Annotated in this window: 20 protein-coding genes; 5 read left to right on the top strand and 15 right to left on the bottom strand. The window is 70.4% G+C overall.

Features of this window, described 5'->3' with window-relative positions; translation table 11 throughout:
* Positions 1-360 precede the first annotated feature (360 nt).
* The 12 genes from ACTWQA_RS09080 to ACTWQA_RS09025 all read right to left on the bottom strand — a co-directional run bounded on the left by ACTWQA_RS09080 (position 361) and on the right by ACTWQA_RS09025 (position 10,676).
* Positions 361-1,317 carry a hypothetical protein gene (locus tag ACTWQA_RS09080; protein WP_443158828.1) on the bottom strand — a complete coding sequence of 319 codons (957 nt, stop codon included), beginning with the start codon at positions 1,315-1,317 and terminating at the stop codon, positions 361-363.
* Positions 1,314-1,937 (bottom strand): hypothetical protein, encoded by a 624-nt coding sequence (locus ACTWQA_RS09075; protein WP_443158827.1) that lies wholly within the window; start codon positions 1,935-1,937, stop codon positions 1,314-1,316. Before ACTWQA_RS09075 ends, ACTWQA_RS09080 begins: the two co-directional genes overlap by 4 nt.
* Positions 1,934-4,681, bottom strand: coding sequence for a BTAD domain-containing putative transcriptional regulator (locus tag ACTWQA_RS09070; RefSeq protein ID WP_443158826.1), 2,748 nt, complete (start codon positions 4,679-4,681; stop codon positions 1,934-1,936). The genes ACTWQA_RS09075 and ACTWQA_RS09070 overlap by 4 nt, the downstream gene beginning before the upstream one ends.
* Positions 4,682-4,783: 102 nt before the next feature.
* Positions 4,784-5,194, bottom strand: coding sequence for a flp pilus-assembly TadE/G-like family protein (locus ACTWQA_RS09065; RefSeq protein WP_327585483.1), 411 nt, complete (start codon positions 5,192-5,194; stop codon positions 4,784-4,786).
* Positions 5,187-5,585: a TadE/TadG family type IV pilus assembly protein gene (locus ACTWQA_RS09060; protein ID WP_443158825.1), complete on the bottom strand. Its 399-nt coding sequence runs from the start codon at positions 5,583-5,585 to the stop codon at positions 5,187-5,189. The genes ACTWQA_RS09065 and ACTWQA_RS09060 overlap by 8 nt, the downstream gene beginning before the upstream one ends.
* On the bottom strand, positions 5,582-6,016 hold the full coding sequence (locus ACTWQA_RS09055; RefSeq protein WP_443158824.1) for a TadE family protein: 435 nt from the start codon (positions 6,014-6,016) through the stop codon (positions 5,582-5,584). The genes ACTWQA_RS09060 and ACTWQA_RS09055 overlap by 4 nt, the downstream gene beginning before the upstream one ends.
* Positions 6,003-6,233, bottom strand: a complete 231-nt coding sequence (locus ACTWQA_RS09050; RefSeq protein ID WP_305920262.1) for a hypothetical protein — start codon at positions 6,231-6,233, stop codon at positions 6,003-6,005. Before ACTWQA_RS09050 ends, ACTWQA_RS09055 begins: the two co-directional genes overlap by 14 nt.
* Positions 6,230-7,153, bottom strand: coding sequence for a type II secretion system F family protein (locus tag ACTWQA_RS09045; RefSeq protein WP_305920261.1), 924 nt, complete (start codon positions 7,151-7,153; stop codon positions 6,230-6,232). Before ACTWQA_RS09045 ends, ACTWQA_RS09050 begins: the two co-directional genes overlap by 4 nt.
* The gene (locus ACTWQA_RS09040) at positions 7,146-7,994 is read right to left on the bottom strand and encodes a type II secretion system F family protein (protein WP_443158823.1); all 849 of its coding nucleotides are present in this window, start codon (positions 7,992-7,994) and stop codon (positions 7,146-7,148) included. Before ACTWQA_RS09040 ends, ACTWQA_RS09045 begins: the two co-directional genes overlap by 8 nt.
* Before the next feature lie 3 nt (positions 7,995-7,997).
* Positions 7,998-9,293 (bottom strand): CpaF family protein, encoded by a 1,296-nt coding sequence (locus ACTWQA_RS09035; protein WP_305920259.1) that lies wholly within the window; start codon positions 9,291-9,293, stop codon positions 7,998-8,000.
* On the bottom strand, positions 9,290-10,006 hold the full coding sequence (locus ACTWQA_RS09030) for a hypothetical protein (RefSeq protein ID WP_443158822.1): 717 nt from the start codon (positions 10,004-10,006) through the stop codon (positions 9,290-9,292). The genes ACTWQA_RS09035 and ACTWQA_RS09030 overlap by 4 nt, the downstream gene beginning before the upstream one ends.
* A gap of 1 nt (position 10,007) precedes the next feature.
* On the bottom strand, positions 10,008-10,676 hold the full coding sequence (locus ACTWQA_RS09025) for a hypothetical protein (RefSeq protein ID WP_443158821.1): 669 nt from the start codon (positions 10,674-10,676) through the stop codon (positions 10,008-10,010).
* A gap of 353 nt (positions 10,677-11,029) precedes the next feature.
* Here ACTWQA_RS09025 and ACTWQA_RS09020 point away from each other — a divergent pair, with 353 nt between their 5' ends.
* From ACTWQA_RS09020 to eccB, 3 genes are all read left to right on the top strand, one after another.
* A complete protein-coding gene (locus ACTWQA_RS09020; RefSeq protein ID WP_443158820.1) occupies positions 11,030-15,874 on the top strand; it encodes an FtsK/SpoIIIE domain-containing protein in 4,845 nt (1,614 codons plus the stop codon).
* 200 nt (positions 15,875-16,074) lie between these two features.
* Entirely contained in the window at positions 16,075-16,926 is an 852-nt protein-coding gene (locus ACTWQA_RS09015; protein WP_443158819.1) for a M23 family metallopeptidase, read from the top strand.
* 135 nt (positions 16,927-17,061) lie between these two features.
* Entirely contained in the window at positions 17,062-18,480 is a 1,419-nt protein-coding gene (gene eccB / locus ACTWQA_RS09010) for a type VII secretion protein EccB (protein ID WP_443158818.1), read from the top strand.
* 8 nt (positions 18,481-18,488) lie between these two features.
* Here the strand turns inward: eccB and ACTWQA_RS09005 are convergent, their stop codons facing one another.
* From ACTWQA_RS09005 to ACTWQA_RS08995, 3 genes are all read right to left on the bottom strand, one after another.
* Complete coding sequence (locus ACTWQA_RS09005) at positions 18,489-19,490, bottom strand: methyltransferase (RefSeq protein ID WP_443158817.1); 1,002 nt, start codon at positions 19,488-19,490, stop codon at positions 18,489-18,491.
* Between the two features lie 87 nt (positions 19,491-19,577).
* Positions 19,578-20,414: a hypothetical protein gene (locus ACTWQA_RS09000; RefSeq protein WP_443158816.1), complete on the bottom strand. Its 837-nt coding sequence runs from the start codon at positions 20,412-20,414 to the stop codon at positions 19,578-19,580.
* Between the two features lie 9 nt (positions 20,415-20,423).
* Complete coding sequence (locus tag ACTWQA_RS08995) at positions 20,424-21,527, bottom strand: hypothetical protein (protein WP_443158815.1); 1,104 nt, start codon at positions 21,525-21,527, stop codon at positions 20,424-20,426.
* Positions 21,528-21,753: 226 nt separating this feature from the next.
* Between ACTWQA_RS08995 and ACTWQA_RS08990 the strand changes: the two genes are divergently transcribed.
* Both ACTWQA_RS08990 and ACTWQA_RS08985 read left to right on the top strand, forming a co-directional pair.
* A complete protein-coding gene (locus ACTWQA_RS08990) occupies positions 21,754-22,092 on the top strand; it encodes a WXG100 family type VII secretion target (protein ID WP_327585496.1) in 339 nt (112 codons plus the stop codon).
* Positions 22,093-22,113: 21 nt separating this feature from the next.
* Positions 22,114-22,425 (top strand): WXG100 family type VII secretion target, encoded by a 312-nt coding sequence (locus tag ACTWQA_RS08985; protein ID WP_443158814.1) that lies wholly within the window; start codon positions 22,114-22,116, stop codon positions 22,423-22,425.
* Positions 22,426-22,441: the final 16 nt, after the last annotated feature.

The raw sequence follows: 22,441 nt of genomic DNA, 5'->3' as shown, positions 1-22,441 counted from the left end.
CCCGGCCCAGGAGCGAGCCACTTCGCGAGTGGTTCGGCTTGGGCCTGGCCAGGGCCCTCAAAATAATTCTGGCGGCGCGCAACGTTGACGTGCCCAACCACGCACGAGAACGCCTCACCCGCTGCGACGACCTTGAGCTTCTCCAGCACTGGATCTATGAGGCCGCTACGGCCGACCGCGTTGAGGACCTGTTCCACCCCTACATCAACGCCCTCGCACCTAACAGCGCCAGAGAGCAGTCGAACTGAGCTGACGAGGGCTGGCACGGCTCCGTGCCAGCCCTCGCCCGTGTTCAGGCTGGTGCGAGGCGGCGGGATTGGATCCCTGCCACTCCGGTCACCATCAGCCCCACCGCGCCCCTCAGTTGGGTGGCTTGACGTTGCTCTGGATCTCGCCGACCGGCACGTCCCGGGTCACACCGAGCTCCACCGGCGCGAACTGGAACGGGACGACGTTGCCCTGCACCGCCACTGGCCAGACAGCCGTGACGGTCAGCGGGTACGTCTCGCGCGGCTGGTCGATCGACGAACGCAGGTAACGCACGCCGCAGGCGAACTCGCCGCCTCTGACGTACGGCTTCCCGGCCGTGCCGCAACCGCTCTCAGTCACCTCCGCGCGTTCCTTAGTGGTGCCGGGATCGATCTTGATGTCCTGGAGCGTGGCCACCAGTGTCACGCTCATGACGCCCGGGATCTCAGCGGTGACGGAACGGCTGGTCTCGCCTATTCCTTCCAGCCAGACGTGGGTGGGCAGGTTCACGAAGCTCTTGGCGTCGGGATTGAGTTTGACGGTCTGCTCGGGCACGGTCATCGAGGCCCTGGCGATCTCGGCCAGCTGCTCGAGTGTGATCCCCGAGGGCGGCGTGACCCCAGGCGGCACGAACAGGAACTGCTGGAGCGTCGCCCAGCAGGCCGCGCCTGCGGGATCACCCCTGTTGTAGCCGGGCGTCCACCACATCCCTTCCTGACCCCGCCTGTCCACGAACGGCTGCTCAAAATCCCGGCGGCTCTCCTCGTCGATCCGGTGTCGGTTGGCCGAGTCCCGGCCCTTGGTGAAGAAGTCGACGGCGTCGTCGGCGTTCAGGAAAGGCTCGTACCAGCACGGCCGCTTCATCCGGAAGCCGTCACCCTTGCCGCCCTTGGTACCGTTGCCGTGGACTTTGACCCGTCTCGACTCGATTTCGGCGAATAGGTTTCTCCCAGATTTCCCGGTCTGGGAGCCACGGGCCGACGTGTCACCTTCCCGCCCCGGATCCTGGGCGCTCAAAGAGGGCAGGAGCAGCAGTCCCGCCGTCACGAACGAGATCAACGCTTTCATCGGGTGCATCCTTCTCTGGGAGTGAGGTAGGACCTGATGCGCCACACCCCGTCGTCACCACGGTGCGCGGCCACGCTCTCGGCGTAGGGGCGGGTCCAATCAGGATGGGGGGAGATGACCTCCCCGGTGCGCGAGGAGATCAGGCGCACTTTCGACTCGTCCACGCATGCGTCGATCTGCGCCCCGCTGCCCATGCGCGCGCTGACCCGCAAGTTGTAGATACGGCCCGTTCCGCGCATCGAGTGTCCCTGGTCGATGAGCTCTTGCACCCACTTGGTCGCCTGGAACACGGCATCGATCTCGAGGTTGCGCTTGTAGACGCGCGTTCCCTCGACAACGGCCTTGCGGGTGCCGACGTACTGGTCGACCATGACCTTCAGCAGCGGGTCGGGGTTCGCGGGCCACTCCACGCGCACCCGCATGCCTTCGGCGATGTCGATGGTCTGAGTGCCGGAGGGCGGCGGCTCCTCCTGTACAGGGCTGCTCTCCGTGGGTTCCGCCTGCACCGGATCACTCCCGGCGGGCGTGGGTGCCTCCAGCGGCGCGTACGGGCGTTCCTGCTGGCCGCATCCCGCCATGACCAGCAGGCACAGCACCATCGCCATCGCCGTTCGTCTCATGCCGACGACTCCTTCACGACGTGAATGCGCCACGTGGGCAGCAGTTCCTCGATCAACGCCTCGGTCTCCGGGGCCATCCCGCCGCCGTACGGGTGCGAGGCGGCCCTTCTGGTCAGGCCCTCGACGACGGCGCGCAGGCGGACGACGTCCTCGGTCGCGCGCGTGGCCCGCAGCAGGTCGCGCCACAGGCCCTCGTCGTCGGCCGACAGCAGCAGCGCCGCGCGTACGGCGGCCACCGCGGCGTCCGGCTGGTCCTGCGCGAGCCTGATCTCGCAGAGCTGGTGTGCCGCGTCGGCGACCTCGGCGGCCACGTCGTACTCCAGGTCCTCGGCCGCCAGCCACGCATACCTGCCGGGCGGCCTGCCGGTCAGCAGCGGGCCCCTGACCAGGCCGAGCGCCTTCTCCAGCAGCACGGCCCTGGCCGACGGGTCGCCGTGCGAGCGGCGGACGAGCTCGCGGAACAACGCCCAGTCCGTACGCACCTCGGGCCCCAGCCGCAGCCGGCCGACCTCGTCGGTGAGCAGGTGCTGGGGGCCCAGCCAGTCGGCGACCCTGGCGATCGTGGCATCCCTGACCATGTCCTGCACGCCGCGCGGCCACAACACCCCGCCGAGCACCACGGGATGCACGCCGCCCGGGTGCGTGGCCAGGTAGATCAGCAGCTCCGTGGCCAGCGCCAGCCGGCCTTCCTCCAGCGGGCTGAGGCCGAGCGCCTCGATGGGGCCGAGCATCCTGATCTCGACGGCCGGCGGGTGCAGCCCCGGCAGCGGCTCCGCCTCGGGGATGGCCTCGCCGTCGAGCCGCCCGGCGGTGCGGAACAGGTCGACGAGCGCACGGTAGTGGCGGCGGGGCAGGAGCTGGGCGTCCACCTCGAACCCCAGTTCGGCGATCTTGGCCTTGCCGTCGTCGGTGATCTCCAGCGTCCATGTGGCGTGCGGGACGTCGCCCGCGACCACGTATCCGGCGGTGTCCCTGCGGGCCAGCAGCGCCAGCCGGCGCGCCTCCTCATGCGTGGGCGCGACCGCGGACAGCAGGTAGTGGGCATCGCGCGGGCTGCCGCTGATGCGCCCGGTCAGCACCTCTCTGCGCGGTGCCGCGGCGGCTTCCAGCTCGGGGAGCACCTCGGCCAGACCGCCGACGGCCCTGATGCGGTCGGGTGCGATCGCGGTCAGCTCCTCGCCGAAGCCGACGAGCGTGACGCGCATGCCGTCGGACCAGCGGTTGGTGGCCAGCTCGACGGCGAGGGCGGCCAGCGCGGCCGTGGTCTGCGCGCCGCGTACGTTGATCAGGCCCTGTGCGGCTTCCAGGTCGATGAGCACCCGCCCGTGCACGTTCGTGCCGATCGAGACCAGTCCGGGGTACGGCGCCCCGCCCGGCTGGTGGGGCTCGTGGTGGCCGGCTCGTGCCCCCCACGGGCTCGTCCGGTCCGGCAGCAGCCGGCCCTCGTGTGCCGGCAGCCGCCACACCTGGCCGCTGTCCTCGGCCGTCCAGGGCGCGGGCGGGTCGGGGTCCGGCGGATGCACCCACAGGTCGAGCGTGCGCGGCGACAGATGGGCCGCGTACACGATGGGCGGGGTGCGGTTCTGCCTCGCCAGCTCGGCGCCGAGCACCCGCAAGCCGACGTCCAGGATGCGGGCGCCCGGCGCGTCCCCGCCCAGCCGGAGCGCGACCTCGGCCTCGGCGGCGTCGCCGCGTGGCCGGGCGAGCCTGCGGCCGAACATCCGGCCCCAGAGCTGCTCGCGGCGCCGCCTGGCCAGCACGAGCAGCAGCCCGGCCGCGGCCAGCGAGGCGCCGGCCAGGTATTCGACCAGCTCGTTGCCCTGGCTCTCGCGGACGGCCGGCTGCTGCTGCTCGGGCTCCTGACGCCGCTGGTCCTGCTGCTCCGGCAGGCGGTGCTTGGCCTCGCCCTTCTTCTCCTTCTTGACCTCGCCGTGGGCCCTGCCGTCGTCGGGCACCTGCGCCCGGCCCGGGTGCTCGCGCAGCGTCTCCTCGCGCGGCTGGTCGGTGGGGACGATGTGGGCGTTCCTCGCGTCATCCGGCATGTCGAGCACCCAGCCGGGCCTGATCAGGTCGGCCATCTTCAGCCGGGTGCCGTCCGGCTGGACCTTCGCCTGGTTGAGCCGGTAGATCTCGTGGTAGCGGCGGCCGTCGCCGAGGCACTTCTCGGCGATCTCCCACAGGCTTTCGTGGTGGCGGCCGTGCGGCGGCTGGACGACGTAGACCTTCTTGGTCTTGTTCGTCTCCAGCGTCTTCTCGACGATCGGCGCGGAGTACGCCACCGCCGTCACGGGCGGGGCGGCGGGCGTGGGCGTCAGCTTGGCGATGGGCGCGAGCATGGCCCCGGTCGTGAACAGCAGCAGCACGGCGCCGACGAGCTTGTTGGCCAAGACCTGGGTGCCGCCGGAGAACGGTACGCGGGCGGGCATGCCCACCCGGCGGACCCCGGCGTACACCTCGACGAGCACACACGCGAACAGCTGGAACCAGGCCAGCCACACCAGCAGCACCAGCACCGCCACGATCGTGCTGGGGCCGACGCGGCTGGTGAGCGTTTCGAGGTCGAGCAGCTCAGGTCTGAGCGGCGGACCGACGAACGTGAGCAGCGCGTAAGGCACCCCGCCCACGAGCGCGACCAGCACCACCAGCGCCGCTAGCCCGGCGAGCACGTCGCCGGCGCTGCGCCTGGCCGGCATGCGCGCGGACGTGTGACGCCCCGTGGGACGCGCGGGCTCTCGCGTCGGCATCGCCTCTCCGTCTCCTTTACCTCGGGGCTCCGTGCCCCTGGGGTCTCTCGTCCAGCGTGTTGCCTCGTGCGTTCCGCAATCCATCGAGTGAAGAGATTCGGTCTATCTCGCTTCGGGCGCGGCCGTGGCCTCGCCGATCGCCTCATCGCCGGGGAAACCGATCGCGCCGAGGAAGAACGCCTCCCACCGCACCCTCACGCTGACCGTCACCAGCGCCTGCCCCTGCCCCACCGAGCACTCGCCGCTGGTCACGTCGTCGCCACCCTGGGCCGCGACGATCTCGTCGGCCCGGGCGCACACCTGATCGTCGCCGAGCAGCCGGGTCTCCCCCGTGGCGCGAAGGTGGTCGACGTCGATCTGGTCGGCGCCGGCCCGCGCGGCCTGCTCGGCCACGTCCGCGGCACGCAGCCGGGCGTTGATCGCCGCCCCGCCGTCCACCAGCAGCCCGGCCAGCAGGAACACGGCCACGGAGAACAGCACGGTGAACACCGACATCGAGCCGCGTTCACTCATCGATCCTCCTGAACTGCTCCAGAGGCACCACGGCCGTGCCGGTCATCCGCGTGGTGCCGCCGAACCCGAGGAAGGCGAGGTCCAGCTCGCAGGTCACCTCGGCCTGGACCTGGCCGCCCTGCTCCCACTCCGAGCCGTCCAGCGACACCGACGGCGAGCCGCAGGGGCCGGTGAGCGCGCTCTCGGCGATCGCCTCGGCCGCCGCCTCGGCCTCGTCGAACGTACGTTGCACCGACGCGGCCCTGGCGGCGTCCCTGGCCGCCCCGTTGACCCGCCCCTGCGACTCCACCAGCACACCGGCACCGGCGAGGAACATGAGGAACAGCAGGAAGAGCGGGGCCAGCATGACCGTCTCCACGGCCATGGAGCCGCGCTCGGGATCTCTGGTCATCCGCAGTCCTCGCCGCCGTCGTCGGGGCGGAAGCACTCGACGGGCCCGCCCGCGGTCGCGGTGATCGTGAACGTCAGCGGCGGCAGCAGCGGGATGACCTGCACGGCGCTGCCGGTCACCGTGACGAAGCGCTCGTCGGGCTCCTTCTCGGACGTCGTGGCGGTGGCGTTGCCGAGCAGCTGCGGCCCGATGGCCCGGACGATCTCGGTGGCCTTGGCCGTGGCCGCGCCCGGCCAGTCGCCGGAGTCGATGGGCGCCGCCCTGGCGACGCGGGCACCTTCCCTGGCGGCCGCCTCGGCCACCTGCCGCCCGTGGAACCAGAGCGCCACCTGCACGATGAGCAGCGACACCGCGAGGACGACCGGCATGAGGATGGCCAGCTCGATCGCGGTCACGCCGCGTTCGCCGTCGCGGGGCCTAACCGCCGCCACCGCCGCCACCGTCGCCGCCGAAGTTCGACCGGATCTGCTCCTGTTGCTGCTCGACAAGAGTCCTGATCAAGGTGGCCAGGCCGAGCGCCACCCCGGCGATGATCGCAGTGATGATCACCCATTCCACGGCGGAGGCGCCGCGGGTGGGCGCCGTGCGGGCGCGGTGGATGCGCGAGCTCAGCCACGCGGTGAGGTAAATGATCCAGGGATGGTTCACGAGACCCCCAACATCTTCATAGCGGCGGGAAAACTGAGGAAAATCACGAATCCGGCGCAGAGCAGGAGCTGGGCCACGAGCATCGACTGCGAGCGCTCGCCTGCCCGGCCCTCGATCTCCGCCAGCTCGCGGCGGCGCAGGGTGGCGGCCCTGGCCGTGAGCGAGGCGCGGACTTTGGCGCCGTCATCGGCGACCAGGCCGAGCGCGGCGGACAGGTCGCGCAGCTCGTCGACGTTGATCTCCTCGCCGAGCTGGCCGAGCGCCTGCCATGGGGTGATGCCGACGATCCTCGCGCCGCTCAGCGCGTCGCGGATGCGGCCCATCGCCCAGTTGGGGCGCTCGCCGCTGACCGAGACGGCCATCATGAGCGCCTCGGGCACGCCGCGGCCGCCGGCCAGGTTCATGGAGACGAGGTCGAGGAACGCGCCCACGGCGTGGCGGAAGTCGCGTCTTTTGGCCGCCGCCTCCTTCCTGATCTGCAGATCGGGCAGGAAGAAGAACACGATCGCCACGAGCACGGACGACCAGAACGGGATGGCGAGCGAGGTGCCCCACCCCATGAGCACCAGCCAGCCGAGCAGCAGCGGGAACGCCAGCAGGCCGCTGGCGGCCAGCAGCGCCTTGGTCGCGAGGAACGCCTCGAACGACCGCCCCAGCAGCGCCAGGTCCGATTTGACCGATCTCGCCTCCCAGCCGCGGGCCCCGTAGAGGCGGGCCAGTCGCACGCCGAGGCCGCGGCGGAACGCGCTGACCTCCTCGTCCGGCAGCACGAGCTGGATGCGGGGGGCGTCCGCGTCCTCGCGTACGGCATCGAGCGCGAGCAGCCGCGCCACCAGGCCGGGGCGGGCCGGGAAAAGGGCCCGCAAGAACACGAACAGGCCGAGTCCCAGTACGGCGCCCGCCAGTGCGCCCTCAACCATGGCCGCCCCCTCCCATCAGCAGCCGCGTCGGCTTGTCGAACCTGGCCAGCCGCCTCATCCAGGCGAACCCGGCGCCGAACAGCCCGGCCACGATCACGAGCACGGCCTGCCCGAGCAAGCCCTCGTATTCGGCGACGTAGGAGGGGTTGAACACCACCAGGATCCCGGCGAAGCCCAGCGCGGTGATCACGACGATCTGGACGCTGCGCCTGGTGGCGCGGCGTTCGGCCTCGACGCGGCGGCGCATGTCGAGCTCCTCGCGGGCCGAGACGGCCAGCGCGCCGAGCACGTCGCGCAGGCCGGGGCCGCGGAGCTTGGAGTTGAGGATGAGCGCGGCCACCACCAGGTCGGCTGAGGGGTCGTCGAGCTCGTCGGCGAAGAGGGCGAGCGCCTCGGGCAGCGCCATCCTGGTGTGCAGCCGGTCGATCATGGCCCGCAGGTGGGGCCTGAGCGTGGGCGCGGCGGCCCTGATGGACGACGGGATGGCCTGTTCGAGCCCGGCCGCGCCGGCGATCGTGTCACGCAGCGACTCGGTCCAGGCGGCCAACCCTTCGAGGCGGCGCATCGCGGTGCGTTCCTCGGCCGCGCCGCCCGACAGCCCGCGCCAGGCGAACACGAGCAGCACCGTGCCCGCCGCCATGACCGGCCAGCGGGTGATCACCAGGACGATGGTGGCGGCCACGGCGGCGATCGCGGCGCGCGTGGTCAGCATCTTGACCAGGTGCCGCTTGGGCTGCGGTGGGCGGGGGCGCAGGCCGTACAGGGACAGGACGAACAGGAACAGGCCGCCGCCGGCCACGGCGCCGGCCAGCAGAGCGAGCGGGTCGAACGTGAGCGCCATCCGTCACCACCCCCCTGGCGTGTAGCCGTGCGCCATGAGCTCGTCCAGGCAGGAGACCGGCGCGTGCGGGACGGCGGCGCCATCGGGTCCCGGGATGAACACCTCGCTCGACAGGACACGGCCGTCGCAGCCGTTGACCTCGCGGATGCTGGAGACGTAGCGGCGCAGGGTGCCGCCGCGGTGGTAGTCGTTGCGTTTCTCGATGAAGATCACGAAGTCGATGGCGCCCGCGATGAGCATGTGGGTCGCGTCGATGGGCAGGCGCTCGCTGGCCTGCAGGGCGTAGGTGGCGATCCGGTTGAAGACCTCCATGCTGGAGTTGGCGTGGATGGTCGACAGGGAGCCGTCGTTGCCCTGGGTCATGGCGTTGAGCATGGTGACGATCTCGTCGCCGAGGACCTCGCCGACGATGACGCGGCTGGGGTTCATCCGGAGCGAGCGCCTGACCAGCTCGGCCATGGAGATCTCGCCCTGGCCCTCGGAGTTGGGCAGGCGCTGCTCGAAGGCGACGACGTTGGGATGGAGCTCGGGGAACTGGTCGAGGCCGAGCTCGAGGGCGCGTTCGACGGTGATGAGGCGCTCGCTGGGCGGGATCTCGTTGGCCAGGGCCCGCAGCAGGGTGGTCTTGCCGGCGTTGGTCGAGCCGGCGATCATGAGGTTCTTGCGGGCGGCGACGGCCGCGCTCAAGAACCTCCCCACGTCCTGACTTATCGTGCCGTTGCCGACTAGATCGGACATGAAGACCTTGCCCAAGCGGGCGCGGCGGATCGAGACCGCCGGCCGTACCGTGACGTCCATGACCGCGCTCAGCCGGGAGCCGTCGGGAAGGCGCAGGTCGAGCTGCGGGTTCGCGGTGTCGAACGGCCTGCTCGACAGGCCCGAGTACGCCGCCAGGATCTGGATCAGCTCGATCAGTTCGTCGTCGGATTCGGCGACCGGGTCCTGCGTGAGCTCCTGGCCGTCGGCGTAGCTGACGAAGACCCTGTCGCAGCCGTTGATGTCGATGTTCTCGACCTCGGGGTCGTCGAGCAGCGGCTGCAGGCGGCCCACGCCGAACAGCGCGGCGTGGATGCCGGCCGCGAGCGCCTCCTCCTCTTCCACTGTGGGAGGCGTGCGGCCGAGGCCGATCTCACTGCGCGCGTGTTCCTCGAGGACCTGGGAGATCAGCGCCCTGGCGAACTGGCGCTCGTCCTCCCCGGTCATCGCGGGCAGGCCGTTGGCCTGGTCGAGCCTGCGCTGGTGGGCCAGGCGGTCGCCGACCTCCTGGCGGAACCGCTTGACCAGCGAGTGATCGATCATCGGTGGTTCACCAGCCTCGTCGCCAGGTCGCGGGCCGTTCGGATGAGGAGCGAGCGGTCCAGGCGGCCACCCCACTGGCCGCGCAGAAGCTCGGCGCCCTTGGGGTCGTAGGCGAGGCCGTAGACGAACTGCACGCTGGGGCCGACGATCCTGCGGACGTCCTCGATCGAGGCGCGGTAGGCACGCGGGTCGGCGATCACCACCACGCCGTGGGCCTTGCTGACCTGGAGGCGTTCGCGCAGGTGGGCGACATGGTCGAGGGTCGCTCTGGTGAGCAGCACGACCTGCTCGGCCTCGGCCAGCAGGTCGCCGAGCTGCGGGTGCGCGCCGAGGCGGCCGCAGTCGGCGATCACGTCGGCGTTCGGGATCGCGGCGAGCGATCTGCCCAGCGGGCCCCACAGCCAGGTGAGGCCGGCGGCCTGCTCACCGTGGGTGAGCCCGGCCAGCACGTCAAGACCACCGATGATCTTCTGCGTGTGCTGATGGATCTGGGCGGGCTCCAGGCCGCGCCTCGCGGTCGCGCCCAGCGTGAGCAGGCCCTTGCCCGGGTTGAGCACGCCGCCGTCGGCGGCGGGCAGCCGGTAGGCGAGGTCGCCGCCCGCCGGGTCGCACTCGGCCAGCAGCACCGGCCGCGGCCACACCGCGGCCAGGGCCGTCGCGGCCGTCGTCACCCCCGGCGCGCCCTTGTCGGCGGCCAGCACGATCAGTCCCACGTCAGCGTGCCCCCGGCAGCTCGGCCACCGCGATCTCACCGCTGGAGGCGAACGCCGCTATTTCCGGCGCGGCCGCCGAATCCACGACCACCGTGATCTGGCCGGAATTTCCAGATCTGGACTTGTCACCGGCGGCGAAGACGAGCGCACTGGAGGCCAGGACGCGCGTTTGTCCCTGGCTCGAGCGGCTCGGGACGTATATCACCTGTACGCGGTCGCCCTGTTGGATACCGGCGGGCATTTGTCCTGGCTTGAGCGCCAATCCGACCGTGGCCTTTCCCTCGCCGAGCTCGGTGCTGGCCCGGACGCCCATCTGGTTCGTCAGCAGGGTTCCGGGCAGGATCGTGACGGCCGCGAAGCTGTTGACCACCTGCTGGCGCTGCGACCAACTGACGAAGTCGACGCCCGTGTCGGCGATCTTCACTTCTTCGAGCGCCTCAGGCGGGAACTTCTGACCTGCGCCGATCTGCTGGGTGACCCTGATGGCGGAGACGCGGTTACCACTGTTGAGCACGAGCAGGGTCGTGGCCAGCGCGCCGCCGAGGATGAGCAGGACGGCGAGCGCGGCCAGGGCCGGCTTGCGTTCGCGGGGTGGCACGGGGAGCTTGCGCGAGGCCGGGCCGGACAACCCCGCCGCCGCGTTGACGGCAGGCTTTTCACTGGTCCTCATGGGTGGGGGGCTCCCAAGGTGATTTGCGGAATCCACGCCATTATGTGGGGCTTGTTCGGATGGCGGGGGCCGAATGCGAGGACCAATGCTTGTTTCGCAGGTAGCGGGATGTCAATGGGAAATAATCAATGCTTATTGTTTCTATCGCATTGACGAGTGGGGATTTTTCCGGCTAGTCGCGCCTGTTTGCCACTTGAGTCACATGGGGCACACGATTACCGGTTCTACGGATTTATACCCACCAATGGGCCCCGCACCGCCCGCGCTCAGCCATGCCATTGATGTCAACCGACCGGCCTGGCCGCGCTTCGGGCGCTACCTTGGCGGCCGAAGTCGAGCGAGGAGACGGCACCATGCGGATCATGCTCACCGTGCTCGGCGGGCAGGGCGACCGTGACGTCGTGATCGACGGCGACGACAGCACCACAGTGGCCAGGGTGAGTGAAGCGCTCAGCGACGCCGGGCCGCTGGCGACGGTCGTCCGGCTGCCCAGAGCCCGAGCGCCCTACGGCATGTCCGCCGGCCGTGGGCTTCCACCCGACGACGGGCTCCACGTGCCCCGCCCGCGCGGGCCCGAACGGGCCGGCACGCCAGGCATGCCGGACGGACAGGAGCCGGTCATGTGGCGTGACGGCCGCCCCCTCGACCCCCGAGCTCGCGCCACCTCCGTGCTGCGGGACGGCGACAAGGTCACGCTGGAGTCCCGCCTGGCCCGGGCGACGGTCATCGAGGAGCCGGGTGGGGTGGCCGAGGTGCGGGTCGTGGGCGGGCCGGCGGCTGGGGCGGTGCACCGGCTGGGGCTGGGCACCTACATCATCGGCTCCGATCCGATGTGCGCGATCGCCGCCGCCGATCCGGCACTCGCGCCGGAGGCGGTGACCGTACGGGTGACGCCGGACGCGATCACCGCGGAGCGCACGTGGCAGCAGCCGGGCCAGGCGCCCAAACCCAAGCTCAAGGGCCGCTGGGCCGGCGAGGTCGCGGAGCTGACGGCGCGGGTCGCCGAGCGGGAGGCGGCCGAGTTCGCGGCCGGCTACGAAGAGGTGCCCCAGATCGACGGCCGGCCGCTCACCGAACCCGTCCAATGGACCGATCAGGCGGTGCTGACCTGCGGTTCCTCGGTCTTCGTGCTGACGTCGATCGAGCCCAAGGACGCGCACCTGGCGCCCAGGAGCGAGGGCGGCGTGTCCTACAACCGCCCGCCCAGGCTCCGGCGTCCCGAGCCCGAGCGCACGTTCGTCCGGCCGAAGGAGCCGAGCAGGAACGAGGGCCTGCGCCTGCAACTGCTGGCCGCGTTCCTGCCTGCCGCGCTGGGGGTGACGCTGGCGTTCGCGCTCAAGCAGCCTTACTACCTGCTCATCGCGCTGATGACGCCGATCATGATGGTCGGCCAGTGGTGGAGCGACCGCCGTCACGGCAAGAAGCAGCACAAGAAGGCGATCAAGGAGTGGAAAGAGCGGCTCCAGGCGTACGACGAGGCGGTCGAGCAGGCCAGGATGGCCGACGAGGCCGCCCGCAGGGCGGACGCTCCGGACCCGGCCCAGGTGCTGCTCACGGCCACGGGGCCGCGCAGGCGGCTGTGGGAGCGCAGGATCCACGACTCCGACGCGCTCAGGCTGCGGGTCGGGCTCGCCGACCTGCCCGCCAACCTGGAGCTGTCGGAGGAGCAGGGCGGGCCCATCGATCCGCCGATCTGCCGTTCCGTGCCCGTGGCGCTGCCGATGCGGCGGCTGGGCGTGGCCGGCGTCACCGGCCCGCGCGCCGTCGCGGCCAGCCTGGCGAGCTGGCTGATCGCCCAGGCCGCGACCCTCCACAGCCCGCGCGATCTGGCCATCGTGGTGGTGTCGGCGCATCCCGACGCGGAGCGCCGCTGGGGCTGGATGCGCTGGCTGCCGCACTGCGCGCCACGTGCAGGCGAGGAGTGTGTTGCGCTGTTCGGCACCGACCCCGAGTCGGCGGCGCGCCGCGTCTCCGAGCTCGCCGCCCTCATCGACGAGCGCCAGAACACCGCGATCCCCGAGCTCGGCAAGATCCCCAGCGGGTGGGACGACCTCGGCGGCCCAGAGAAGCCCACGTTCTCCTCCTATGACGTACGCCCCTATGACGTGCTGGTGATCCTCGACGGGGCACAGGTGCTGCGCGGCCTGCCCAACATGCCGCAGGTGCTGCGCCAGGGACCCCGTTCCGGGGTTTACACGCTCGCCATCGACGATGACCAGCGCCTGCTGCCGGAGGAGTGCCAGACGGTGGCCGCGTGCGGCGGCGACGGCCTCGTACACCTGCGGGGCGGCGGGCTCGACGTCATCGGCCCGGTGCTGGGCGACTTCGTGTCGGCCGCCTGGTCCGACCGCCTGTCCAGGTCCCTGGCTCCGATCCGTGACGTCAGCAGGGACGACCCCGCGGGCAACCTGCCCGGAGCGGTCCGGCTGCTCGATCTGATGGGCATGCCCGACCCCTCCGGCAAGGAGCTGGCCGCCCGATGGCGCGACCGTGGCACCACCAGCGCGCTGATCGGCGTCGGGCCCGAGGGGCCGTTCTCGGTGGATCTCAAGCTCGACGGCCCGCACGGCCTGATCGCCGGCACCACGGGCGCGGGCAAGTCCGAGCTGCTGCAGACGCTGATCTGCGCGCTGGCGGTGGCCAACCGGCCCGACCAGCTGACGTTCGTGCTGATCGATTACAAGGGCGGGGCCGCGTTCAAGGAGTGTGTACGCCTGCCGCACACGGTCGGCATGGTCAGCGACCTCGACGGCCATCTGACGCAACGGGCGCTCGACTCGCTGGCGGCGGAGATCCGCCGCAGGGAACGCCTGCTGCTGAAGGCCGGGGCCAAGGACATCGACGACTACGCGGGCGCGGTCCCGCTGCCGCGCCTGGTGCTGATCATCGACGAGTTCGCCGCTCTAGTCGCCGAGTTGCCCGACTTCGTCACCGGCCTCGTGGACATCGCCCGCAGAGGTCGCTCGCTGGGCATCCACCTGATCCTGGCCACGCAGCGACCGGCGGGCGTGGTGACGGCCGACATCCAGGCCAACACGTCCCTGCGGATCGCGCTTCGCGTGACCGAGCCTGCCGAGTCGGCCGACGTCATCGACCTGCCCGACGCGGCCCATATCTCCAAATCCACACCGGGCCGCTGCTACGTGCGTTCGGGTGTGGGCGCGGCGACCGCCGTGCAGACGGCCAGGGTCGGGGGCCGCAGCCCGGCGAGACCTCTGGGATCACCGCAGGACCTCGTCGGATCATCGCCGGGCGCCCACAGCGCGGCGACCGGCAACATCCGGGTGCTCGAGGTGAACTGGCGCTCCCTGGGCAAACCGCTCCCCTCCCCGCCCGAGCCGGAGGAGGAATCGACGGTCACGGACCTCACGTTGGTGGCCGACGCCCTCATCGAGGCCGCCCAGCTGACCGGCGTCCCGGCCCAGCCCAGCCCGTGGCTGGACCCCCTCCCCACCCATTTCGTCCTGGACCTCCCCACCTCCCTCCACGCCACCTCGGACGGGTCTGGGTCCGCCCCGCCCCTCAACGCCTCTGGTGTGCCCTTCCGCGGCAACCCGATCCAGGCGCGGGTGAAAGGCTTCAGCCAGCCGGCGTTGGGACCGGACGGAGCTTCGGCATCGAGCCCGACGGCCGCGCCCCTGCCGCCGCCGGAATACGACCCGTTCGTGGAGGTCACGCCGCTGCCCTTCGGTCTGACGGATCGTCCGTGGGCGCAGGACCGGCTGCCTCTCGCGCTGGACCTGGCCCACGGTGGGCACCTGCTCATCGCGGGCTCCGCGCGCAGCGGGAGGTCGACGGCGTTGCGGACGATCGCGGGATCGATAGCGGCCCATGCATCCCCCGGCGACGTGCACCTTCATGCGGTCGACTGCGGCTCGGGTGCGCTGCTGCCCCTGGTGTCGATGCCGCACTGCGGGGCGGTGGTGACCCGTGACCAGCTCGACCGGGTGGAACGCCTGCTCACCCGGCTCCGGGTCGAGATAGGCCGCCGTCAGCAGCTGCTGGCCGAGGCCGGGCACGCGTCGCTGGCCGAATACCGCCAGGCGGGCCATCGGCTTCCCTGGCTGGTGTTCATGCTCGACCGGTGGGAAGGCTTCGTGGCCGCGTTCGAGAGCTACGACTACGGCCGCCTCATCGAGTCGTTGCTCCAGCTGCTGCGCGAAGGGGCGGCTGTGGGGTTCAGGGCAGTGATCACCAGTGACCGGTCGGGGCTGCTCGGCCAGGTGTCCACGGTGTTCGACGACCGCTTGATCCTGCGCCTGTCCGACTCCTCCGACTTCGGCCTGGCCGGGTTCCCGCTCAAGGGCCTGCCTGCCTCCATGCCCCCGGGCCGCGCCCTGTCCATGGGCGATCACGGCATCGTCGAGCATCACATCGCCCTGCTCTCCTCCGATCCGGCCGGCCCCGCGCAGGTGGCGGCCCTTCAGGCCGTGGCCCGCGCCGCCGCCGGGCCGGCTCAAGCGCAGCCGCCGGCGGCCGGTCCACAAGGCTGGCATTGGCACGGGGAGCCGCCCTTGCGGGTGGACGCCCTGCCGATGCGCATCACCGCCGGCCAGTCGCTCGCGCTGGACCCGGCCTTCAGTCCTCCCTCGCCGCTCTGGGCGCTGGTGGGTGCGGGCGGCGACGCGCTCGCGCCGCTCGGGCTCGACCTGCTGGCTCACGGGCCTGGCGCCGTGATCGCCGGCCCCGCGCGTTCCGGCCGTTCGTCGACGCTGCTGTCGGCGGCCCATTCGCTGCTCGCCCAGGGCACGCCCGTCATCGTCGTCGCGCCGAGACGCAGCCCCTTGAGAGAGCTGGCCGGAGCACACGCCGTGCTGGACGCCAACGCCACGAACCTGGCCGAGCTCGTCGCGGACCTGCACCACTATGTCGTGCTGGTCGACGACGCCGAGCTGATCAACGCGGACGGCCCGCTGGGAACGGCGCTGGAGGAGGTGCTCAAGACGGGGAGAGACGGCGATCATGCGCTGCTGATCGCCGGCACGACGGGGGATCTGGCCGTCGCCTACCGCGGGTTCGTGGCGGAGACCCGCAAGGCCCGTACGGGTGTGCTCCTGGCGGTCCAAGGGCAGACCGACGGCGACCTCTTCACGATTCGGCTGCCCCGTGGGGCAACCGGAGGCCCGCCCGGGCGAGGGATCCTCGTGACGACCGGCGTCATCACCCCCATCCAAGCGGCTCTCCCCGACCACGAATGACGGCCACGGCCGCCCTCACCGTCCGGAGAAGGTGACGTCCATGCGGCGGGCCTTTGGTGGGGCGTGGGGTGAACGTACTGTTTATGAATAGTTCGCGAAGATCTAGACGCGTTGATGATCCAAATGGCACCCTTCCCTCCATGCGGATCAAGACCCTTTTAGCCGGCCTATGCGGCGTTGCCGCGCTTTCCCTTGGTGGCGTGAACGCGGCGAGCGCCTCGGCGGTATCGGCCGGACCCATGTTCCAGCTCCCGTTCCCCTGTGGAGAGACCTGGGTCGGCAGTAGCAAGAGCCCAGCGCACACCGCTGGGTACGAGGTCGACTTCAACGGGAGCGCCGGCGACGGCAACGGCGACCTGGGCAGGACTGTCGTGGCGGCGGCCGCGGGCACGGTGGTGATGTCGGAGTTCCGGACCGCGGACGGCTTCGGCAAAGTCATCAAGATCCGGCATTCCGACGGCTCCGTCACGCTGTACGCCCACCTGAACGACCTGCTGGTCAGCAAGGGCGCGACGGTCCGGCAGGGCCAGAAGATCGGCACCGTGGGCAAGACGTCGAAGAAGTACAAAATGCTCGCCCACCTCCACTACGAGCAGCGCACCTCCTCGGGGACGATCGTCCCGGCCACGTTCAACGGCACCAGGTTCCGCTACCCGAACCAGACGCTGACCTCGAAGAACTGCGGGAGCGGCCAGGCCACCACGCCGCCACCCGCCACGGGCGGCACGAAGAACCCGTACTCGGCCACGCAGGTCTGCGGCTCGGGCTTCAAGCAGATCGACTCGGCCGCTCTCGGCACTCAGGGGCGCGTGGTGCTGCTCTACTCGGCCTCCAGCGGCCAGAACTGCGTCGTCACCCTGCGGAACAACGTCTCCGGCAAGGTCGCCATGCGGGCGTATCTGGAGCTCAAAGACCAGCCGAGGAAGACGGGCGCGGGCAGCTTCCAGTACTACGCGGGTCCGATCCGGGCCAAGGCCGCCCACGTCTGCATCAAGTGGGGCGGCGCCATCGGCTCCGTCAGGTACGACAGCCCCTTGGAGCACTGCGGCTGACGGTTGTCGCGGCGATGCGCCTCTGGCCCCGTGATCCGGCGATCGCGGGGCCAGAGGTGGATATGGTTCTTTAGGGACGTTTGGGAAAGCTGGGCGTTTATGCTGATGCGCGGGCTGTGACGCGCGGGAGGGGCTGTGCAGACCAAGAAGGACCTCTATCAGGCCCACCGCTTGATGCAGCAGCGGCTCGGGATGGCGCTCCTGCAGGCCGAGCCGGACGTGCCCGAGTCTCCTATGCGGCGGCAGAACGTGGCCACGTTCGGCGGGATCCTGGTCGGAGTCCTGGTGATGGCGGTGTTCGGGATCTGGGGCCTGGTGAAGCCGGGCAACGCCACCAAGCTGACCGACCCGGGGCAACTGCTCGTCGAGGAGGAGAGCGGGGCCAAGTTCGTCTACAGCCAGCAGCGGCAGCGGCTGTTGCCGGTGGCGAACTACGTGTCCGCGCGGCTGGTCCTGGACGGCGGGGAGATCACGACGCGGAGCGTGACCGCCGCGTCCCTGGCGGGATTCACCCGTGGGCCGCTCATCGGGATCTCCGGCGCGCCCGACTCGCTGCCCGTTAGGGAGAAGCTGGTCAAGGCCCCGTGGTCGGTGTGCGTGGCGGACGGGCCCGACAACGCCGGCGGGCGCAGGCCGTACACGACGCTGGTCGGAGGGACTGACGTCGGCGGGAAGCCGGTGGGCACGAGCGCGATGGTGGTCTCCGACGGGCAGCAGAACTGGGTCATCTGGGGAGACCGGCGCATGCGCGTGGGCGAGCCGGGCGTGCGCGCGCTCAACGCCCAGCCCAGGAAGGTGCCCACCGCCTGGCTGACCGCGCTGCCGGCCGGTCACGACTTCAAGGGCCCCGACGTGGCGAACCGGGGCAAGAAAGTCCGCACCGGCGGCCAGGCCACCGCGGCGATGGTCGGGCAGGTCTTCACGGTGCCGGCCCTGCCGGGCACCGCCGCGCGCTGGTACGTCCTGCTCGACGACGGCCTGGCCCCCATCACCGCCGTCCAGGCCAGGCTGCTGCTTGAGGATCCGGCCAGCAAGAAGGCGTACGGCAACCGCCCGGTGCAGCCCATCCAGATCGACGCCGCGTCGGCCAACGCGGCACCGTCACGCCAGAACGTCATGGACACCACCCTGCCGACGGCCATGCCGAACGTGATCACCGTGTCGGGCTCGGTGCCGCTCTGCTCGGTGTACGCGAACACGATGGCGGGCTCGGTCGCGGCGAAGGTGACGGTCGGCAGCAGGATCGCCATACCGGCCCCGGCGAACGCAGGCGTCCAGAACCGCTTCGACCAGGTCCTGCTCCCTCCGGGGAGCGCCGTGGTGGCCGGCGTGCTGCCCGGCGAGGGCCAGCTCAGCGCGGTGGCGGGCACGCTGTCGCTGATCAGCGACCAGGGTGTGCGCTATCCGGTGCCGTCGGCGGACGTGCTCGCCAAGCTCGGGTATGACGCCGCCGACATCGCTCCGGTGCCGGCGAGCATCATGCACGCCATCCCGCAGGGCCCGGCGCTCGACCCGGCGGCCGCGATGGTGCCGCTGACGGTAGCCGGCAGGTGAGGCCCTGATCAGGCGCCGTCGGCCACGATGAGCTCGAAGCTCCCGGGCAGGGGGATGATCTCGGCGAACCGGAAGCCGGCCGCCCGCAGCAACGTGGTGTATTCCTGGCGCGTGCGCTCCATCCCGCCGTCGAACAGGGCGAGCATCCTGATGTCCATGTCCTTGCCAGGATGCGGGGCATCGTCGTCCGGCAGCACCATTTCCAGCACGAACAGCGTCCCGCCTGGGCTCATCGCCGACCGGACGTTGCGGAGGATCCGTACGGCGTCCTCGTCCGACCAGTTGTGCAGGACGTTGGCCAGCAGGTAGGCATCGGCGCCCGGCGGCACACCGTCGAAGAAGTCTCCCGCCACGAGCCGGCATCGGTCCGCCACGCCGCGCTCGCCCAGGGCGTGGGCAGCGCCCGGTACGACATGCTCGAGGTCGAGGAGCACACCCTTGAGCCGCGGGTGCCCGGCCAACACCGCGGCCAGCAGATGCCCTCTCCCGCCTCCGACATCGACAAGGGTGTGGAATCTGGAGAAGTCATAACTCTGGGCCATCGTCCCGATGCACGGCCGCGTACGCGCGATCATGTACTCATCGAAGAGCGTCCTGAGCGTTGGATCGCGGTCGAGGTAGTCGTAGAAGCTCCCGTACCGCTCGGCGAACGCGCTCCTGCCGGTCCGCACCGTCCGGGTCAGGGCGCCTATCGCGTACCAGAGCCCCTCGTGAGCGATCACCCGCACGACGGGACGCAGCGACCCGGGTGCTCCGGAGCGGAGAGTCATTCCGTGCTCGGTGAGCTCATAGCCGTCGGGAGTGGAGTGCACGATTCCCATGCTCGCCACCTCACGCAAGGCGCGGCGCAACGATGGCGCGTCCGCCCCGCACAGGTCAGCCAGTTCGTCTGCGCTGCGAGGGCCGTCCACGAGATGATCGGCGCAGCCGAGCTCGGCCACGGCCGCCAGCGCCGCGAAGCGCGAGAGAGCGTAGATCGCCTCCCACACCGGTTCCCCTGAAGCGGACATCAGGTCCCCTGCCCATCACCGTCCGATGCAACTCCTCTACCCAGCGTGAGTGCGGGGAAGCGGGAGCACCGGCGAACCAGGTGACGGCTACCAGCCCATCTCCGGCATGAGCGACGGCTGCTCCAGGTCGAACTCGCTCTTCGGGTTGTCGACGATGTCCACCGAGGAGGGATCGTAGATGGCGCTCGCCTCCATCAGGTTCGGCTTGCTCGCTGACACCGCCTGCAGGCCCGGCAGGTCCTGGGCGAACTGGTTGTAGGCGATGCCCGCGACCCCCAGGATGCCGGTGGCCTTCAGCACGAGCTTCCAGTGGCTCTTGAACACCGTGGACACCGACTCGTGCAGCCCCACCACCGCGCGCATCGCCGACGCCTCGCCCTGCAGCGCGCCCGCCACCGACATCCTGCACGCCACGACGAACACCGCCAGCGCATCCAGGAAGGCCGCGACGATGATGCAGACGGACATCAGCACGTGATACCCCTGTGCCGTGCATCTGAGGGTGTTCCCACAACCGACCCTGTTCTCGTCGAGCGTGGCGAGATGCCCGTCGAGGACCTCGACCTTGTCCTTGAACGACTGGTAAGCCCGGCCCTCCCAATCCTCGCCCTGACCGATCTCCCTGGTCAGCCGCTGCAGCTCGCCGCGGAGGAAGGCGATGTCGCTGCCGGCGGGCGCCGCCATCGGCGGGCGCCACTCCTGCTGCCCGCCGCCCGTGATGAGCGGCGACGCCGAGGCAGCAGAGATGTTCACGGAGTGGGGGTTGAGCCACTGGTCGGCCCCCTGGTCCTGCGCGAACGGGTCGGCGACCATCAACCCCATGAGCCCGACGAGGGGCCAGGCGTACGGCATGACCACGGCTGCCGCGGTCGCGAGGCCCACAGCGGTGACGAAGCCGTCGAAATCATTCTCGTAATCCGCCATCCGGCTGCCCTATGCCTCTTCCTTGCCGAGCACCGCCGGCGCGTAGTCCTCGTCCGTTCCCCAGACGCCCTCGTCCTCGGCGAGGTGCGGGCCGCGTTCGCGGTCCTTGTCCCCGTTGTTCGCCCCCATCCCGCCCATGCCGGGAGGGGGGTACATCGGCGGTATCCCGGTGTTGAGCGCGCGGGCGATGCTCCCCGGCGCCGCGCTACCTGGCGGCATCGCCCCTCCCGCCACCGGACCACCCTCCGGATAGCCCGTGCGGGGCATGGAGGCACGCGGGTCGAACGCCGGGGCGTCCGGCGTGCGGATCGACGGGGGGGTGGTGGAGGTGGGCAGGTTGGGGTTCGCCGACGGCAGGTTGGGGTTCGCCGAGGCCAGGTCGGTGTTCGGCTTGCTGACGCCGCTCAGGTCGGGGGTCTTCGCGCCCGGAGTGTTGAGGTCAGGGGTGTTGACGCCGGGGGTGTTGAGGCCCGGGGTGTTGACGCCCGGGGTGTTGAGATCGGGCCGCTGGAGATCGCCGGGGTCCGGCGTGGTCAGGTCCGGCTGCTTGGTGTCTCCCGGATCGGGGGTGGTCAGGTCCGGCTGCTTGATGTCGCCCGGGTCCGGCTGGGGGATGGTCGGCGGGCGGCCGGTCCCCAGGTCACTCGGATCGACGCCGGGACCGCCCAGGGGGCCGGTCTTCGGCATCTTGCCCGTCGGGAGGCCACCTGGCCCTCCGGGGCCGGTGCCCGGCCCCTTGCCCGCCTCCTCGGCCGCCTCGGTGTTGTCGGCGGCCGTGTTGAGCGCCGTCTTCCAGGAGTCGAGCACGTCCTTGGCCTGCTTGAGCGCATCGGCCGCGCCGTCCCGCACCGAGCGGTGCGCCACGTTCAGGCCGCCGCCGATCGCGCCGAAAGCCATGACATGGATGTCGATGGCCCTGGTGTTGTCGCTCATCTCCGTCAGGTCCTGGCCGTAGCCGCCCACGTTCGTGCCCAGTGTCCTGACGCTGGAGCGGCGCATCTTGAACTTCGGGTCGATGGACCGCGGATCGAGACCAACGCCGAGATTACCGGCTCCGAGGTTGCCGTAGGCGCCGGCGAAGGGATCGCCGCTGGACGAGGATGAGTTGGACATGCGCCCCCCTTGTCACGTACGCCACATACGCTACGCCAGCTCACATTACGGACGCACCCGAATCAGAGCCCCTGTTCTGGCGATACACCTACGATCTGCCCGAAGGATATGGAAAATTAACTGGATCACGTGCGACGCTAGCGACAGATGTTCACTAATGTGACCAATCAGGACGACACTTCGCTGTCGGCCTGAGTCAGCCGACCAGCAAGGGGAGGGAGACCCTGTGGGGACCCAACCGCAGGCGCAAGTAAGCGAATCCGATCTCAAGTCCGCGATCATGCTCATCGAGGACGCCGCCGAGAGACTGCGCGGCATCCAGAGGAACCTCGACACCGCGGGTGTGACGCTCAAGGCCCACTGGGTGGGCCAGTCGGAGGCCGCGTTCGACGCCGTGCACAAGAAGTGGCACGAGCGGATGGACGTCGTGATGGGCAGCCTGGCGCGCCTGGCGCAGAACATCGGGACGAGCAACACCAACTACGCCGCGTTCAACCAGGAGCGGACCGAGGCGATCAACCAGATCGCCGCGATGATCAACGCCGCGCCGCAGTCCCGGATCTAACGAGCAGCACAGGAGGCCGCGATGCCCGCGGAAGACATCTTCGATATCACCAAGGTCAACTTCGCCGGTCTCGGCGAAGGTGAGGACGCCTTCGCCAGGGCGTTCAACGACATGGTCACCACTCTGGACACCCTGGAGCGGGACCTGCTGGCCAAGAGCGCGATCTGGCAGGGCGAGGCCAAGACCGTCTTCGACGAGGTCCGCGAGCTCTGGAAGCGCGAGGCCAACGACATGTCGCAGTTCATCGACCTGATGAAGCAGAACATCAACATCACGAACATGAACATGCAGCAGGTCGAGAGGATCAACGCGCAGATCTTCGACGGCAGGTAGGACAGACGAGGCGAGA

This window comes from Nonomuraea sp. 10N515B, from assembly GCF_052245915.1.
GTDB lineage: Bacteria > Actinomycetota > Actinomycetes > Streptosporangiales > Streptosporangiaceae > Nonomuraea.
This window is presented reverse-complemented; position numbering and strand designations above follow the sequence as displayed.